The 17286-nt window shown below is 32.9% G+C and carries 19 protein-coding genes; 17 read left to right on the top strand and 2 right to left on the bottom strand.

From position 1 onward, the window contains the following. Positions 1–126 precede the first annotated feature (126 nt). The 17 genes from QZZ53_RS05700 (at position 127) to QZZ53_RS05620 (ending at position 16333) form a co-directional block, all read left to right on the top strand. Positions 127–2802, top strand: coding sequence for a tetratricopeptide repeat protein (locus QZZ53_RS05700; RefSeq protein WP_296382432.1), 2676 nt, complete (start codon positions 127–129; stop codon positions 2800–2802). A gap of 16 nt (positions 2803–2818) precedes the next feature. Next, positions 2819–3274 (top strand): polymer-forming cytoskeletal protein, encoded by a 456-nt coding sequence (locus QZZ53_RS05695; protein WP_296382431.1) that lies wholly within the window; start codon positions 2819–2821, stop codon positions 3272–3274. Next, positions 3204–3473, top strand: coding sequence for an AtpZ/AtpI family protein (locus QZZ53_RS05690; RefSeq protein ID WP_296382429.1), 270 nt, complete (start codon positions 3204–3206; stop codon positions 3471–3473). Before QZZ53_RS05695 ends, QZZ53_RS05690 begins: the two co-directional genes overlap by 71 nt. A 6-nt stretch (positions 3474–3479) precedes the next feature. Beyond that, the gene (locus QZZ53_RS05685) at positions 3480–3875 is read left to right on the top strand and encodes a hypothetical protein (RefSeq protein WP_296382427.1); all 396 of its coding nucleotides are present in this window, start codon (positions 3480–3482) and stop codon (positions 3873–3875) included. A 144-nt stretch (positions 3876–4019) separates the two neighbouring features. Continuing rightward, positions 4020–5108 (top strand): F0F1 ATP synthase subunit A, encoded by a 1089-nt coding sequence (atpB, locus tag QZZ53_RS05680; protein WP_296382424.1) that lies wholly within the window; start codon positions 4020–4022, stop codon positions 5106–5108. A gap of 19 nt (positions 5109–5127) precedes the next feature. Further along, positions 5128–5337 (top strand): ATP synthase F0 subunit C, encoded by a 210-nt coding sequence (atpE, locus tag QZZ53_RS05675; RefSeq protein ID WP_034042296.1) that lies wholly within the window; start codon positions 5128–5130, stop codon positions 5335–5337. Between the two features lie 108 nt (positions 5338–5445). Further along, on the top strand, positions 5446–5940 hold the full coding sequence (locus tag QZZ53_RS05670; protein ID WP_296382422.1) for a F0F1 ATP synthase subunit B: 495 nt from the start codon (positions 5446–5448) through the stop codon (positions 5938–5940). 5 nt (positions 5941–5945) lie between these two features. Next, positions 5946–6482, top strand: a complete 537-nt coding sequence (gene atpH / locus QZZ53_RS05665; protein ID WP_296382420.1) for an ATP synthase F1 subunit delta — start codon at positions 5946–5948, stop codon at positions 6480–6482. Positions 6483–6543: 61 nt separating this feature from the next. Further along, positions 6544–8124: a F0F1 ATP synthase subunit alpha gene (gene atpA, locus QZZ53_RS05660; protein WP_296382418.1), complete on the top strand. Its 1581-nt coding sequence runs from the start codon at positions 6544–6546 to the stop codon at positions 8122–8124. Between the two features lie 78 nt (positions 8125–8202). After that, positions 8203–9063: an ATP synthase F1 subunit gamma gene (gene atpG / locus QZZ53_RS05655; RefSeq protein WP_296382417.1), complete on the top strand. Its 861-nt coding sequence runs from the start codon at positions 8203–8205 to the stop codon at positions 9061–9063. 178 nt (positions 9064–9241) lie between these two features. Then, positions 9242–9778, top strand: coding sequence for a hypothetical protein (locus QZZ53_RS05650; protein ID WP_296382415.1), 537 nt, complete (start codon positions 9242–9244; stop codon positions 9776–9778). A gap of 113 nt (positions 9779–9891) precedes the next feature. Continuing rightward, positions 9892–11367 carry an oligosaccharide flippase family protein gene (locus QZZ53_RS05645; RefSeq protein ID WP_296382413.1) on the top strand — a complete coding sequence of 492 codons (1476 nt, stop codon included), beginning with the start codon at positions 9892–9894 and terminating at the stop codon, positions 11365–11367. Positions 11368–11369: 2 nt separating this feature from the next. Next, the gene (gene dut, locus QZZ53_RS05640) at positions 11370–11804 is read left to right on the top strand and encodes a dUTP diphosphatase (protein WP_296382411.1); all 435 of its coding nucleotides are present in this window, start codon (positions 11370–11372) and stop codon (positions 11802–11804) included. A gap of 24 nt (positions 11805–11828) precedes the next feature. Further along, on the top strand, positions 11829–12848 hold the full coding sequence (locus QZZ53_RS05635; RefSeq protein ID WP_296382409.1) for a sugar phosphate nucleotidyltransferase: 1020 nt from the start codon (positions 11829–11831) through the stop codon (positions 12846–12848). 99 nt (positions 12849–12947) lie between these two features. Then, positions 12948–14309 carry a tetratricopeptide repeat protein gene (locus QZZ53_RS05630; RefSeq protein ID WP_296382407.1) on the top strand — a complete coding sequence of 454 codons (1362 nt, stop codon included), beginning with the start codon at positions 12948–12950 and terminating at the stop codon, positions 14307–14309. Positions 14310–14318: 9 nt separating this feature from the next. After that, positions 14319–15110: a DUF4292 domain-containing protein gene (locus tag QZZ53_RS05625; RefSeq protein WP_296382405.1), complete on the top strand. Its 792-nt coding sequence runs from the start codon at positions 14319–14321 to the stop codon at positions 15108–15110. Beyond that, positions 15110–16333 carry a peptidoglycan DD-metalloendopeptidase family protein gene (locus tag QZZ53_RS05620; protein ID WP_296382403.1) on the top strand — a complete coding sequence of 408 codons (1224 nt, stop codon included), beginning with the start codon at positions 15110–15112 and terminating at the stop codon, positions 16331–16333. Before QZZ53_RS05625 ends, QZZ53_RS05620 begins: the two co-directional genes overlap by 1 nt. Here QZZ53_RS05620 and QZZ53_RS05615 read toward each other — a convergent pair whose 3' ends face one another. Further along, positions 16334–16555, bottom strand: a complete 222-nt coding sequence (locus tag QZZ53_RS05615; RefSeq protein WP_296382401.1) for a hypothetical protein — start codon at positions 16553–16555, stop codon at positions 16334–16336. Positions 16556–16693: 138 nt separating this feature from the next. Further along, on the bottom strand, positions 16694–17203 hold the full coding sequence (locus QZZ53_RS05610; RefSeq protein ID WP_296382399.1) for an acyl-CoA thioesterase: 510 nt from the start codon (positions 17201–17203) through the stop codon (positions 16694–16696). Between the last annotated feature and the right edge of the window lie 83 nt (positions 17204–17286).

The following is a 17286-nucleotide window of genomic DNA, read 5'->3' as shown; positions in this document are numbered from 1 at the left end:
TAATTACGAGTTTTTTCATGAAGTAAAACGTTGTCAAACCTCGAAAAACCTAGAAAAAACCTCGAAAATTGAAAAAGATGTTTATTTTTACCACGTAACACACTAAAAACCTAACATTTTAGTTATGTGTTATACCAATTTAATCTTAACGTTTTATTGGTATTAATTCAAATAGAACCAACGTTGAAGACCTATTACAAAATCATATTATCCCTTTTTTGTGTAGCATTTATTGCTCAAAGTTGCTCACGAAAAAAAGATACATTTATCAATAGAAATTTCCATGCCTTAGGCACTAAATACAACATTCTTTATAATGGCGAATTAGCACTAGAACGTGGTAAATTAGCTGTTAATGACGAGTTTACTGAAAATTTCTGGGAGCTGTTGCCTGTTGAGAGAATGAAAGTAAAAGAAGATATCTTTCTTCCAGGACAATCTAAAAATGCAGATTTTGACAGAGCTCAAGAAAAAGCGATTAAAGCTATTCAGAAGCATGGAATGAATATAGATGGTAAAGAAAAAAATTACCAGATTGATGAGGCTTATCTACTTTTAGGCAAAGCACGTTATTTCGATCAGCGTTTTGTACCAGCTTTAGCCGCACTCAATAATATTTTAAATAAATACCCAACAAGCGATAAAATTAATCAAGTAAAAATCTGGCGCGAAAAGGCAAACATGCGTTTAGATAATAACGAGGTTGCTATTAAAAAACTAAGACGTTTGCTTGAGGAAGAGGAACTCGATGACCAAGATTTAGCAGATGCAACTGCGGCTTTAGCGCAAGCCTATGTTAACTTAAAACATAAAGATAGTGCTTTAGCGGAATTAGAAATCGCTGTAGAATACACCAAAAATAAAAATGAAAAGGCACGCTACCATTTTATAAGAGGTCAGATTTATAATGAGTTTCAAGAAAAAGATAGTGCAAACATGGAATTTGATGCTATTATAGATATGCATCGTCAAATTCCAAGATCATTTTACATCAATGCTCACATAGAAAAATCAAATAATTTTGATGAAGCTAATGGTGATTTAGTAGAATTTCAGGAATACCTTACGGATTTAGAAGAGAATAGAGAAAACAGACCTTTTTTAGATAAAATCTATTATCGTATTGCTGAATTTCACCGCAATAATACTTCGGATAGTCTTTCGGAAACCTATTACAATAAGTCGCTTAGAAAAACGACATCAGATAAGTACTTAAGATCGCTCAACTATGAGACCTTAGGAAATATGTATTTTGACCGAAACGCTTATAAAACAGCAGGTGCTTATTATGATAGTACTATGACTGCAATGGTTCAAAACACAAAGCCTTACAGAGTTATTAAAAAGAAGCGCGAAAATCTTGATGACGTTATCTATTACGAAGGTATTGCACAAACTAACGATAGTATTTTAAATATTATTAAACTACCAAAAGAAGAACAATTGGCTATTTATGCAGAATACGCTGAGCGATTAAAAATAAAAACACTCGAAGAAGAAAAACGTAAAGAGGAAGCCGCTAAAAACAGAACAAATGCCGTTGCTAACCAACGAAATAGTATGAATAATGCGGTTGATTCTAAATCAAAGTCAGTAAGAAATCCAAAAGGATTGCCAGGAAGTTTTGGAAACAAAGCAAGTAATAGTAGTTTCTATTTCTATAACCCAACGACTGTTGCTTATGGGAAAAATGAGTTTTTAAAAATTTGGGGAGAACGAAAACTTCAAGATAATTGGAGACTTTCTGATCAGCGTGCAAGTATTAAGAATTTAGATAACAAGAAAGAGGTAGCATCAGATTTAAGTGTGGACGAACGTTTTAATCCTGAAACTTATTTAGCATCGCTTCCAACTAAACAAAGTGAAATAGACAGTATTTTTAAAGAAAGAAATTTTGCTTACTATCAGTTAGGTATTATATATAAGGAAAAGTTTAAAGAATTTGAATTAGCAAAATCCAAGCTTGAAAATTTATTAAAGAATAAGCCAGAAGACCGATTGATTCTACCTTCAAAATATAATCTGTATAGAATATATGTAGAGTTAGGACTCAACAGAAAGGCTGAAGCGATGAAAAGCGATATTGTAGCAAATTATCCAGATTCGCGTTATGCTGAAATTTTATTAAACCCACAATCCGAATTATCTAAGGACGAAAAAAGTCCGGAAGCCATATATACTAAGCTATATAAGCAATTTGAAAATCAAGAATATGCTGAGGTCATTTCAGTAGCTGAAACTCAAATTAAACGATTAGAAGGAGATAACTTCGTCCCTAAGTTCGAAATATTAAAAGCATCAGCCAAAGGTCGACTTTATGGTTTTGAAGCTTATAAAGAGGGAATTAACTACATCGCATTAACATATGCTAATACAGAAGAAGGTAGAAAAGCACAAGAATTATTAAATGAAGCAATACCTGTTTTAGCAAAAAAAGAATTTATTGCAGATGATGTGGCTCAAAACTTTAATGTAATTTATGAGTTCGATAAAAATTTTGGAGAAGACATAGATGCTTTTATAAAAACCTTAGATGAAGAAATTGAGGAAAAGATTAAGTATTTTGATTTAACAACATCAAAAGATGTTTATGATGAGAACACTATCTTTGTTGTAGTGCATGGTCTAAAAAGTATTCAGGGAGCTGGTGGTTTTGCACAATTGCTCCTAACAGATGATAAAGATGAAAGAGGAAGACCTATAAAACCAAAAATCACAAAAGAGTATTTTGCGATTTCCTCTCCGAATTATGCTATTATTCAACGCCATAAAAACCTAAATGCGTATTTAAAGTTACAGTAATTTAAAATTAATTATTATGTTTTCCTCAGACAGTAAAAAACCAAAACAAGAAACAACCATGGAAACAAGTACTCAGCAGAATATTATAGCACAAGGCACTAAAATAGTTGGTGATATAGCAAGTCAAGGCCCTTTTAGAATAGATGGAACCGTTGAAGGAAATGTAAAAACCACAGGGAAAATTGTGGTAGGTAAATCAGGATTTATTAAAGGAACCTTACAGGGCGAAAACGCGGATTTTGAAGGAAAGTTTTCAGGGAAACTTATTCTATCAGGTACTTTATCTCTTAAAGCTACTGCACATATCGAAGGAGAAGTACATACAAGTAAGTTAGCTGTAGAGCCAGGAGCTACTTTTAATGCCACTTGTAGCATGAAAGGTACAGTTAAAGCATTATCTAATGAGCCAATCAAAACACAACCAGCAAAGCCAGTACAACAAACCTCTCAAAGACCAGAAAGACAAGCCTAATCCTTACGCACGCTTTTCTGGGATTGCAATTCAGATGTTTGCAATTATTGCCGTTGGCACTTTTATTGGCGTAAAGCTCGATGAAAATTATCCCAATGAACACAACTTATACACTTTAATGTTGTCTTTAGGTTCTGTAATTATGTCAATAATTTATGTAATTAGACGTATTATTGCAGGCTCAAAAGATAATCGGTAAGTCATTATGGAAGATTTTAAAAAGAGACAATTAACTTTTCTACTACAATTAATAGGTGTTAGCGTATTATTATTCGCAATCCATAGTTACTTGTTATATCATTTTGCAAAAGAGATTATTTTCTTTTTTCCTCTTTGGCAGATATATACATTTCATTTAATCATCACTTTAGCATTATATACTATAATTAACTATAGATTCTCTAAAGGTAAAAAAGATATCTTTAATTTATTTATGGTGATGACTTTTTTTAAAATGGCTTTAGCTATTCTCTTTTTGTTACCATTAATACTTTCTGACTTTGAAAACAAACAACCTGATGTTTTCAATTTTTTCATTCCTTATTTTGTGTATTTATTTTTTGAAGTTTTTGCCTTAACTAAATTTCTTCAGAAGCCATAAGAATTATTTTAAAAGGTCTATTAATCAGCAGTTTTAATCGATAAAAAGACATCTAAAATTATCGCAAAATTATTGTTTGTGAATTCATATAATGTATGTACATTTGCACCGAATTTAAAGCAAGGTATTTTTAAGCCCATTAGAATGAGAATAAGCACCTTTAAAAACATCATATTATCTGCGCTATTTTTAACCGTATTTAATATTGGTTTTGCCTCTGAAACAAAAGAAGGAGGAGACGACGAAAAATTCGATCCTAAAGAGATGATTCTTCATCACGTTAAGGATGCCTACGGAATGCACTTATTTGACTGGAACGGTCATGGTGTTACAATTCCGCTTCCTGTTATAACTTATACAGATAAAGGATTTACGACATTTTCATCTTCAGAGTTTCACCACGATTATAATGGTGAAGTTATTGTAGAGAAAAATGGTCAACGTTTTGTTAACGTTCACGAAAAAGTTTACGTTCTAGACGAAGGAGCAACTACTGTAGTATACGATGCAGAACACCACCCAACAAACGCACACAGACCAAAATTTGATATGTCTATTACTAGAAATGTCTTTATGATGTGGGTTTCTGTTGCATTATTATTGTACATATTCTTTATGGCGGCACGTCGTTATAAAAAATCAGAAAACTATGTTCCATCTGGGATTGCTAGTTTTGTAGAACCCTTAATTGTATTTGTTCGCGATGAAATAGGGAAACCAATGATTGGTGAGCACAAGTACAAAAGATATATGCCATATTTATTGACTATATTTTTCTTTATATGGATTAACAATATCTTTGGACTAATACCATTCTTTAATGGAGCTAACTTAAGTGGAAATATTGCGTTTACATTTACACTAGCTACTATTACATTTATCATCACAACATTTAGTGGTAACAAAAACTACTGGAAACACATCTTTTGGATGCCAGGAGTACCAGTGCCAATGAAAATATTTTTAATGCCAATTGAGATTATTGGAATGTTTGTTAAGCCTATCTCATTAATGATTCGTTTGTTTGCTAACATTACAGCAGGTCACGTTATCATTTTAGCATTAATGTCATTAATATTTGTATTTAAGTCTTACGCAATTGCACCAGTATCTGTAGCATTCTCATTGTTTATTACAGTTATCGAAGTTATTGTAACGGCTATACAGGCATATATATTTACAATATTGTCAGCCCTTTATTTTGGGATGGCAACAGAGGAAGAACATCATTAATTAATTTAAATTTTATATTATGACTATTACTGGAATTGCAGCTATTGGAGCTGGTTTAGCAGCTATTGGAGCTGGTGTTGGTATTGGTAAGATTGGTGGATCAGCTATGGAAGCTATGGCTCGTCAACCAGAAATGCACGGAAAGATTCAATCTTCTGCATTAATCTTAGCAGCCTTCGTAGAAGCAGTAGCACTATTTGGTGTTGTTGTTGCTTTCTTACAAGGGTAAGACATTTAAGATACAGAAGTAACGGTTGGTTGCTTCTGTATTTTATATCATTCTTCATTGTGTTTTAGCAGAGGAGAATAAAATTTAAGTTATTTAAAACAAAATAGAATGGATTTAATTACACCGGAATTAGGACTTGTCTTTTGGACGTTAATTACATTTTTAATATTACTTTTTCTTTTAAGAAAATTCGCTTGGAAACCTATTCTTGGAGCTGTTGAAGAAAGAGAAGGAGGTATTAAAGACGCGTTAGCTTCTGCTGAAAAAGCAAAATTAGAAATGCAAAACCTTCACGCAGATAACGAACGTATTTTACAAGAAGCACGTGCAGAGCGCGAAGCGATGTTAAAAGATGCTCGTGATATGAAGAATAAAATCGTTTCAGATGCTAAAGAAGAAGCGCAAGCACAAGCAAGCAAAATGATTGAGCAGGCGCAAACAGCAATTGAGAGTGAAAAGAAAGCAGCTATGGCAGAATTAAAAAGTCATGTTGCAGGTTTGTCATTAAGCATTGCTGAGAAAGTAGTACGTGAGGAATTATCTAACAAAGACAAACAACTTAAGTTGGTTGAAGATATGTTAGGTGAAGCAACTTTAAACTAAGATAAATGTCAGGATCAAGAGCAGCAATACGATATGCTAAAGCAGTTTTAAGCCTTGCAACAGATCAAAAGTCTGCTGACGCGGTTAATGGTGATATGAAATCTATTACTAACGCAATCGCTCAGAGTGAAGATTTAAATCAGATGCTTCAAAGTCCTGTAGTGAGATCTTCAGATAAGAAAGCTGTACTAACATCAATATTTAAAGATGCTAATGTTGCTACAACTAATCTAATAGATACTTTAATTTCTAATAAGAGACTAGCACTTTTAAATGATGTAGCTGCTAGTTATACACAGTTATACGATCAGATGAGAGGTTCTCAGGTTGCAACAGTAACTACAGCAGTGCCTTTATCCGATGATTTAAAAACTAAAGTATTAGCTAAAGTAAAAGAACTTACTGGTAAGGAAGCAGAAGTAGAAAATATTATAGATGAAAGCATTTTAGGTGGTTTCATATTACGAGTTGGAGATATTCAGTATAATGCTAGTATCGCAAATAAGCTCGATAAATTAAAAAGAGAATTTACATTAAATTAATTATTGTTTTTAGGTTAGTGCTTTCTAAAGACTAACAGCTAAAAGCTAAAGACTAATAAAAATGGCAGAAGTAAAACCAGCTGAAATATCAGCAATCTTAAAACAACAACTTTCAGGTTTTGAAGCAGGAGCTTCATTAGACGAAGTAGGAACAGTATTAACTGTAGGTGATGGTATCGTACGTGCTTACGGATTAGCTAACGCAGAATATGGCGAATTAGTTGAATTCGAAGGTGGTGCAGAAGGTATCGTACTTAACCTTGAAGAAGATAATGTTGGTATTGTACTTTTAGGTACTTCAGTAGGAGTAAAAGAAGGATCTACTGTGAAACGTACATCTCGTATCGCATCTGTAAAAGTAGGTGAAGGTATCGTTGGACGTGTTGTAGATACTTTAGGTAATCCAATTGATGGTAAAGGACCAATCGCTGGCGAAACTTATGAAATGCCTTTAGAGCGTAAAGCACCAGGTGTTATCTACAGAGAACCAGTAACAGAGCCGTTACAAACAGGAATTAAAGCAATTGATGCTATGATCCCAGTTGGTAGAGGACAACGTGAGTTGGTAATTGGTGACAGACAAACAGGTAAGACTGCTGTTTGTATTGATGCAATCTTAAATCAAAAAGAATTTTTCGATGCAGGTGAGCCTGTATATTGTATATATGTTGCTGTAGGTCAAAAGGCTTCAACAGTGGCTTTAATTGCTAAGACTTTAGAAGAAAAAGGAGCTTTAGCATATACAACAATAGTAGCTGCAAATGCATCAGATCCTGCTGCAATGCAAGTTTATGCACCAATGACAGGAGCATCTATTGGTGAGTATTTTAGAGATACTGGTAGACCAGCATTAATTGTATTTGATGATTTATCAAAACAAGCCGTTGCTTACCGTGAGGTATCTTTATTATTGAGACGTCCTCCAGGACGTGAAGCATATCCTGGTGATGTATTTTATTTACACTCAAGATTGTTAGAGCGTTCGGCAAAAATCATAAATAATGATGCTATTGCTAAAGAAATGAACGATTTACCAGAAAGTTTAAAGCCAATGGTAAAAGGCGGAGGTTCTTTAACAGCATTACCAATTATTGAAACACAAGCAGGTGACGTTTCTGCCTATATTCCAACCAACGTAATTTCTATTACAGATGGTCAGATTTTCTTAGATGGTGATTTATTTAACTCTGGTGTACGTCCAGCAATTAACGTAGGTATATCTGTATCTCGTGTTGGTGGTAATGCACAGATTAAATCAATGAAGAAAGTATCTGGAACATTAAAATTAGATCAAGCTCAGTATCGTGAATTAGAAGCGTTTGCTAAGTTTGGTTCAGATTTAGATGCTGTTACTTTAAATGTAATTAACAAAGGAAAGCGTAATGTTGAAATCTTAAAGCAAGCACAAAACGATCCTTTTAAAGTGGAAGATCAGGTTGCTATTATCTACGCTGGTTCTAAGAACTTGTTAAGAGATGTTCCTGTTGAGAAAGTGAAAGAATTCCAACGTGATTACCTTGAGTTCTTAAACGCAAAGCATAGTGATGTGCTAAGTACTTTAAAAGCTGGTAAATTAACTGATGAGGTTATTGATACATTAACAACTGTAGCAAAAGATCTTTCAGGAAAATATAGAGGATAAAAAAGTTCAGAGTTTAGAGTTATGAGTTCAGAGTTTTTCTCACTCATAACTTCAAACTCATAATTCATAACTAGTTTTATGGCAAACTTAAAAGAAATACGTAACAGAATATCATCGGTATCATCAACGATGCAGATTACTAGTGCTATGAAAATGGTATCTGCTGCTAAATTAAAGAAAGCCCAAGATGCTATTACTGCGATGCGTCCTTACTCTAATAAGTTAACAGAATTACTTCAGACTTTAAGTACAACTTTAGATGCAGATTCTGGAAGTAAATATTCAGCACAAAGAGAAGTAGAAAATGTTTTAGTTGTTGCTATTACATCTAACAGAGGTTTGTGCGGAGCGTTTAACTCTAATATTATTAAGCAAACAAATGCTTTGATTAATGATGTTTATGGTGATAAAAACGTATCTGTTTTAGCTATTGGTAAAAAAGCAAATGATGCTTTTGCTAAGCAAAACAGAGTTATTGCAAATAAGAGTGAAGTATTTGACGATTTAACGTTTGATAATGTTGCTGACATTGCAGAAATGTTGATGGAAAAATTTGCTGAAGGTGAATTTGATAAAATTGAATTAGTTTACAATAACTTTAAAAATGCAGCGACACAAATAGTAATGACGGAACAGTTTTTACCGATTGTGCCAATGGAAGGTGAAGCTAATGTAAATTCAGATTATCTATTTGAACCATCTAAACAAGAAATTGTTGAAGCATTAATTCCAAAGTCATTAAAAACACAATTGTTTAAAGGGATTAGAGATTCTTTTGCTTCAGAACATGGTGCTCGTATGACAGCAATGCATAAAGCAACTGATAATGCAACTGAATTGAGAGATCAATTAAAGTTAACTTATAACAAAGCAAGACAAGCAGCTATTACTAATGAGATCCTTGAGATTGTTGGTGGTGCTGAGGCATTGAACAACTAGAATTTACCATACTGAACATGTTTTCAGTATCTTAAATATTATAAAACCTGACTCTTCCGAGTTAGGTTTTTTTATATCTTCAATTGAAGACCTTGCATTTCATCGATTAAACACATTTAAAGCCGATAAAAAGAATATTAATATATATATTGCTCCTCCAAATCTTAACCTACTTAATATGAAGAAGCTAAAAAAGGCGACCTACGCCATAGTTTTCGCTGTTATCTTTGCAACTACTTTTCAGTGTGCAAGTCATAAAGAAATAGCTACTACAACATTTGAAGAGCAAGCACCATTTAAAGTTAAACCTGTTTCTTTTCAGGAATGGTACGCAGGCATCAAAGTTGGAGGTACCGGAATAAATGTTTTTATTCCTATTTCTAATGTGAAAGAAAATATTGTTTTTAATGATGTCTATTTTAGAAACCTTAAGGGGAAACTCGTTAAAAATGAAGGTAAATACATTGCCGTTTTAAAGAACCCATCTCGTGATTATACGTTTACGAAAGCAGAAAAACCAGCAGATTATCCATTTATTTTGGCTGATAATGAATGTGTATTAAGTTATTCTGAAAATGGACAAGCAAAATATTATAAGATTGCAACGCTTAATGAAGTAGCAGGAACTTATTACGAAAATGGTTTACCATCAATTTATACCAAAGGAGCCTCATCTGGAATGGCATCTCTCGATGAAGAAGAAGATGACAACTAGAATTTAAAATATACTTTTAACAGGCCTTGCTTTTAAGCAAGGCTTTTTTGTTTTATCTGTCTAAAAGACCAATATATATTTAATACTTTTGAGATTCATAATTATTATTCAGATTGAGCGGATTCAAATCACTTTTTAAACAAACATTCATTTATGGTTTAGCAACGGTGTTGCCTAGAATGTTGAGCTTTTTATTAGTACCGCTTTACACAAGTCCAGATGTACTTTCTAGTCCTGCTGAATATGGTAAAGTCTCAGTCATCTTTTCGTATTTCGTCTTATTCAATGTTATATTGGCTTATGGAATGGAAACCGCATTCTTCCGCTTTTTTAATAAAGAGGACGATAAGAACGCTGTTGTAGGTACATCAACGATTTCTTTGATACTATCTTCTTTAGGCTTTTTTGTTATAGCCTTAATATTTCAAAATCAAATTGCTAATTACATCAATATAGATGTAAAGTATATAAATCTTGTTATTTGGATATTGCTTTTAGATGCTTTGGTAATTATTCCGTTTGCATGGCTTCGTGCCAACCAAAAACCAATGCGTTATGCTATAATAAAAATCATTAATGTCATTATTAATATTGGTTTAAACCTATTTTTCTTGTTGGCTTTAAAAGATTTGACTCAAAAGGGCGGATTCTTCAATAGTATATACAAGCCTAACTTTGAAGTCAGTTATATATTCATTGCAAATTTAATTGCTAGTGCTTTTACTTTAATTTTGATGTTTTCGTTTTATGTAAAACTTAATTATAAGTTTAGTAAGACTTTATGGAAACAAATGATGCATTATGCAGTCCCAGTATTAATTGCTGGTATTGCGTTTTCAATTAACGAAACGTTTGACAGAATCTTACTAAAGGAATTATTACCAGCAAATGTAGCAGACACTGAAATAGGTATGTATTCCGCCTGTTATAAACTAGCTTTATTTATGACCTTATTTGCAACTGCATATCGCTTGGGCATAGAACCGTATTTTTTCAGTCATGCAAAGACTAAAAACCCACAAAAAAACTATGCAAATATTTTAGAGTTTTTTGTGGCTTTTGGATCAATTATTCTATTAACTGTAGTAGTTTTTGCACATGTTTTAAAACCATATATTATAAGAAGTGAAGCCTATTGGGAAGCCATGTGGATTGTACCAATAATACTTCTTGCTAATTTTTGTCTAGGCATTTACCACAATCTCTCTGTATGGTATAAAATTACAGATAGAACACGGTTTGGAGCCTATATTTCTGTCATTGGTGCGTTGATAACCTTAATCATTAACTTTATATTTATTGAAGACTATGGCTATGGAGCTTCAGCAATTGCAACACTAATCGCTTATGCTGTTATGATGCTTTTCTCCTTTTATTTCGGAAGGAAATATTATCCAATTCCTTATAATCTCAAAAAAATAGGATTGTACCTTATGATATCAATAGTTTTTTCATTCCTATCATTCTACCAATATCCAGAAGATTACGTTATAGGAATTGTAATGTTAATTGTATTTTTGGGATTAGTTATTATGTTGGAAAAGAACCAACTAAAACAAGCTATAAAACGCTCGAATAGACAAAACTGAATATGAATATTAAAATAATAAATAAATCCAGACACGATTTACCGCATTATGAAACCATTGCTTCGGCTGGCATGGATTTACGCGCAAGCTTAACAGAATCTAGAATATTAAAACCTCTAGAACGTACTATAGTTGGCACAGGCTTGTTTATAGAGCTTCCTGTTGGTATTGAAGCGCAAGTAAGACCAAGAAGTGGATTAGCGGCTAAAAAAGGAATTACAGTACTAAATGCACCTGGAACGATAGATGCAGATTACAGAGGCGAAATAGGAGTTATCTTAGTCAATCTTTCTAATGAAGATTTCACTATTAATAATGGTGAACGTATTGCACAATTAGTCATCGCAAAGCACGAACGTGCAGAATGGGAAGTAACAGAAGAGTTGTCTTCAACAGATAGAGGTGAAGGCGGTTTTGGAAGTACAGGAGTCAAATAAATACACAAATCAACTTTTTAAAGTATGAAAATAATAGTACCAATGGCAGGAAGAGGTTCTCGCCTTAGACCACATAGTTTAACAGTACCCAAACCATTAATTCCGGTTGCAGGTCAACCAATAGTGCATCGTTTAGTAAAAGATATCGCTAAAGTTTTAAAACAACCGATTGAAGAAATCGCTTTTGTTTTAGGAGATCCAGCTTTTTTTGGAAACGATGTCGTAGAAAGTTTAACTGAGTTAGCAGAAGGTTTAGGCGCTAAAGCCTCAATTTATAGGCAAGATCAGCCCTTAGGAACAGGTCATGCCATAATGAGTGCTAAACCATCTTTATCAGGACCTGCAGTAATTGCTTATGCTGATACTTTGATTAGAGCTGAGTTTGATTTAGATCCATCTGCAGATAGCGTTATTTGGACAAAACGTGTAGCAAATCCAGAAGCCTATGGAGTAGTGAAGTTAGATTCCAATGAAAATATAGTTGAGCTCGTTGAAAAGCCAGAAAACTTTGTAAGTGACCAAGCAGTAATCGGTATTTATTACTTTAAAGATGTTGCTGTATTAAAAGAAAAGCTACAAGAAGTATTAGATGAAAACGTAATGAATGGCGGAGAATACCAAATTAATGATGGTATTAAACGTATGATGGCTGATGGTAGAATTTTTAAGACAGGAACCGTTGATGAGTGGATGGACTGTGGAAATAAAGCCGTTACTCTAAAAACTAACGCAAAAATGTTAGGCTTTTTAGCTGCTGATAAAGAAGAACAATTAATTGATTACTCTGTCGTTTTAGACAACTCAACGGTTATAGAACCTTGTTGTATTGGAAAAGGTACAGTATTAAGAAATACAACAGTTGGACCTCATGTATCTATAGGAAGTGATTGCGTTATAGAAAACTCAAGCGTTAAAAATAGCTTAATTCAAAACCAAACGACTATTAAAAACGCTACTTTAGACGAGGCCATGATTGGCAACTATGTAAAGTATAATGGTAAGTTTACTAAGATTAGTATTGGTGATTATACGGTTTTAGAATAAAAATCTATAAGTAACGCAGTGCATGTTGAAGTGGAATTTATAGTTTGGAACAACTTTTGAAAGTTACTTTATCATTCGGAGCATAACGAAGAATCTATCATGAAATTAACTTATAAAATAACAAAACTATTTTTGGTACTTTTTATAGTGCCTAGCTTTGCTATTGCCCAAGTCGATTTCAATAAAAGACCAGATGACGATTTAGGAAATGTAGAAGACGAATTTCAAGAATATTTCTTTGAAGCTTTAAAACAAAAAGGAATAGAAAACTATAATCGTGCTGTAGATGCGCTTCAAAAATGTTTGAATCTAAACAGCAAAAAACCAGTTATCTATTTCGAATTAGGTAAAAATTATAACAAACTTAAAAATTTTGGAGCAGCAGAAGATGCCTTAAAAAAGGCAATTAGCATGCAACCAGATAACGAATGGTTTTTAGATGAACTCTACGATGTCTATTATCAGCAAGATGATATTAATAACGCTATTAAAACCATAAAACAACTTGTAAAGTATCATCCAGACTATAAGGAAGATCTTGCAGCATTATATGTTAGAGAGGAAAAATACAAACAAGCTTTAGGTTTATTAGATGAGTTAGATGCAGAGTTAGGTATTAGCGAATCTAGAGATGCGATGCGTAACGATATCTATAGTATTACAGGTAATGCAGATGACAGAATAGAAAATCTAGAACAACGTATTGCAAATAACCCTAATAACGAGGACAATCATCTAAAACTCATTTATAGGTATAGCCAAACAGGTGACAGAAAAAATGCTTATAAAGCTGCTAAAAACTTATTAAAGGCTAAGCCAGACTCTAAATTTGTGCATTTGGCTTTGTATAAATTTTATCTTCAAGACAATAAAGTAAATGATGCTATCAACTCTGTAAAAATAGCATTGAGTAGTACCGATATTAATGCAGATGCTAAAGCTAAAGTCTTAAAGGACTTTGTCGCTTTTGTGGCTAAGAATCCAAAATACGAATCTGATCTTATTGACATTACAACTTTAGTTGATGATAATAAAGATGCGCAAACACATAGCGATTTAGGTCAGTATTATTTAAAAGCTGGTGATAAGGTAAAAGCCTTGTCAAATTTTAAGGAAGCGCTTAAGCAAGATCCTAATGACTTTAAATTAATAAAAGATGTATTGTTGCTTCAATTAGATATTAAGGATTATAAGGCAGTTATAAATGATAGCGAACATGCTTTGGAGCTATATCCTGCACAACCTATTTTGTATTTAGTTAATGCTGTAGCTAACAATAATTCTGAAAAGTATAAAAGAGCAATTAATAGCTTAGAAATGGGATTAGATTTTTTAATTGACAACCCTAATATGGAAGCTGATTTTTATTCCCAATTAAGTATAGCTTACAAGGCCTTAAATAATATTAGCAAATCTGAAGCGTTTGCTAAAAAGGCACAAGCTCTAAAAGCACAGCAATAGAAAAAGCACATGAAATTACCTCAAGCCTATAAAAATCTAAAGATTACACTTAGCGCATTTTTAGTGCTATTAGCATTTAGTTGCAAGTCTACTAAAAGTGTCATTGCATCTGGTGAGGCTAGCAATAAACTCTCTGCAAAGCAAGTTATTAAGCAGCACCAAAAGAATGATGCCGATTTTAAAACGCTTCAAGCAAAAGTTAAAATAGATATCACTCAAAATCAAAAAGAGCAAGGGTCAACATTTAATATAAGAATTGAAAAAGATAAAGTTATTTGGTTAAGTGCAAAACTTGGTTTAGCCAGAATGATGATTACACCAGAACGTGTTAGTTTTTATAATAAATTAGATAATCAATATTTTGACGGAGATTACAAGCTATTGAGTGATTTTGTTGGTGTAGATTTAGATTTTACAAAGGTTCAAAATATTCTTTTAGGTCAAACCATATATAATCTAAAAGATGAGCCTCATAAAGTTGAGGTGAATGAAAACTCTTATGCGCTGCAACCGAAAGATCAGAATGCGCTTTTAGAATTGTTTTACCTGATTAATCCATCTCATTTTAAAATGGATAGTTTGCAGTTATATCAGCAATTGAAAAGAAGAATACTTCAAGTCGATTATTCATCTTATCAAGAAGTGAAAAACCAAGTACTACCTCAAAATATAAGAATAATTGCAACTGAAGATTCTGAACAGGTTGCAATTACTATGGAATTTAAATCTGTGTCTCTAAATGGAGATGTGCGTTTTCCGTTTAAAATTCCAAAAGGGTATGACGAAATTGTTATTAAGTAATGAAGACTAAACGTTTCTATACAACATTTATTTTTGGACTGTTAATGTCTTGTTTCACCCTTTTTGCGCAAAGTGATAAGCAAAAAGCATTGGAGGCACAACGTCAACAAAGAATTAAAGAAATTAAGCAAATAAACGCCTTATTATTCTCTAATAAGAAAGAGGAAAAATCAGTAATTACACTGATTGAAGATATTAACCTCAAAGTAAATGCTAGAAAAAATCTGATTAGAATTACAAATGAGCAGGCCAATTTATTGACCAGAGAGATTAATGCAAATCAAAAAGAGATTACTAGTCTTAGAACTCAACTTCAAGAGTTAAAAGATGACTATGCAGCAATGCTTGTAAAGTCATACAAAAGTAAGTCAGAACAAAGTAAAGTAATGTTTCTATTGTCTTCAAGTAACTTTTCACAAGCATACAAAAGGTTACAGTACATTAAGCAATATGCTAATTATCAGAAAGAGCAAGGTGAAGCTATAAAAACTAAAACTAAAGAATTACAAGATTTAAACATTCAACTATCAAAGCAAAAAGAAGACAAGAAAAAATTGATAGAAGAAAACCGAGCTGTTAAGCGAAAACTAGAGGGTGAATTAAAACAAAGAGAAGTTTTAATGGCTTCGATTAAGTCTGATATGAGTAAGTTTTCGGCTCAAATAAAAAAGAAAAGACAAGAGGTTAGAGACTTAGATAAGCAAATAGATCGTTTAATAAAAGAGGCGATTGCGGCATCTAATAAAAAAGCTGGAAAGAAATCATCTTCTGGTAAGTTTATAGAAACACCAGAAGCAAAAAAGCTATCCGCTAATTTTCAAGCAAATAAAGGAAAATTGGGCTGGCCTGTTTCTAGAGGAGTTATAAAAGGAAAGTTTGGTAAGACACGTTCCTTGACGGATAGTTCAGTTGAAGTTAACAATTCTGGAGTTAAAATTGCGACAGAAAATAACGCGAAGGTTATGGCTGTATTTAATGGTGAAGTCTCTAGGATAATAATTGTGAAACGAGGGAATCCAGGGGTTATAATTCAACATGGAAATTACTTTACCATCTACTATAATTTATCAAAGATATATGTTAAATCTGGAGATAAGGTTATAAGAGGACAAGAGATAGGAGAGGTATTCACCAATAAAACAAGTGGAGAAACTTTGTTAGATTTTAGAATCTATAAAAGTAGCCAGAAACTTAACCCTCAGTCTTGGTTATCTAAGTTTTAATTAAACTTTTACCACAACAAAACCTCTTTTAGTTTTTCTATGGTGGTTTTCATTAAAGAAATAGTAACGTTTACCTTTTACAAGGATAACTTTGTACTGTCGAGGTAGTTTTTTAACTAAAGTTACTGTTGTTGCAGGTTGTTTTACCACAACACGACTTGCGCAAGAGCTAAGACTTAATACAAAAACGAAAATTAAAGTATAAACTAAATATCTCATCATTAAATAAATTTGGTCTAATGATAAGACAGGTAATAGTTAAAAAGGTTTAATAGAACTTGTTGTTCCTCACTTGATGGGAATCTAAATTTAATTCAGTTTTTTTAGATATAGATACCTTGCTCAAGAAATGACAAAGCACTATTCAAAAAGGGCCTTCAGTTCAGTAGCTTCATTTGGCTTTATTTTTCCAGCCAATAATAAACTCAATTGTTTACGTCTCAATGCAGCATCAAAACGTTGTTTTTCTAACTCAGTTTCTGGCACAAGTTCTGGCACTTTTACAGGGCGACCTGTTTCATCTACAGCAACAAATGTATAAATAGCTTCATTGGCTTTAATACACTCACCAGACTCTCTATCTTCAATCCAAACGTCCATATACACTTCCATAGAAGATGTAAATGCTCTAGATACTTTAGCTTCAATCATAACGACGCTTCCTAAAGGTACAGATCGGTTAAAGGCTACATGATTTACAGATGCGGTAACAACAATCCGTCTAGAATGACGCCTTGCAGATATACTAGCCGCTCGGTCCATACGTGCTAACAATTCACCACCAAATAAATTATTGATAGGATTAGTTTCACTTGGTAAAACTAAATCGGTAACTATCGTTTTAGATTGAAAAGCAGTTCTTGATTGCATAAGTTTTCAAATTTGGCGCAAAGATAAAGGGATTTTAGATTGTAGGTGTACGAATTTTAATAAACTTAAAGATGCTGAAATAA

Origin of the sequence: Winogradskyella sp. (genome assembly GCF_016744625.1) — a bacterium.
Lineage (GTDB): Bacteria > Bacteroidota > Bacteroidia > Flavobacteriales > Flavobacteriaceae > Winogradskyella.
Note: the sequence above shows the minus strand (reverse complement) of the source record. Positions and strands in the feature narration are given on the sequence as shown.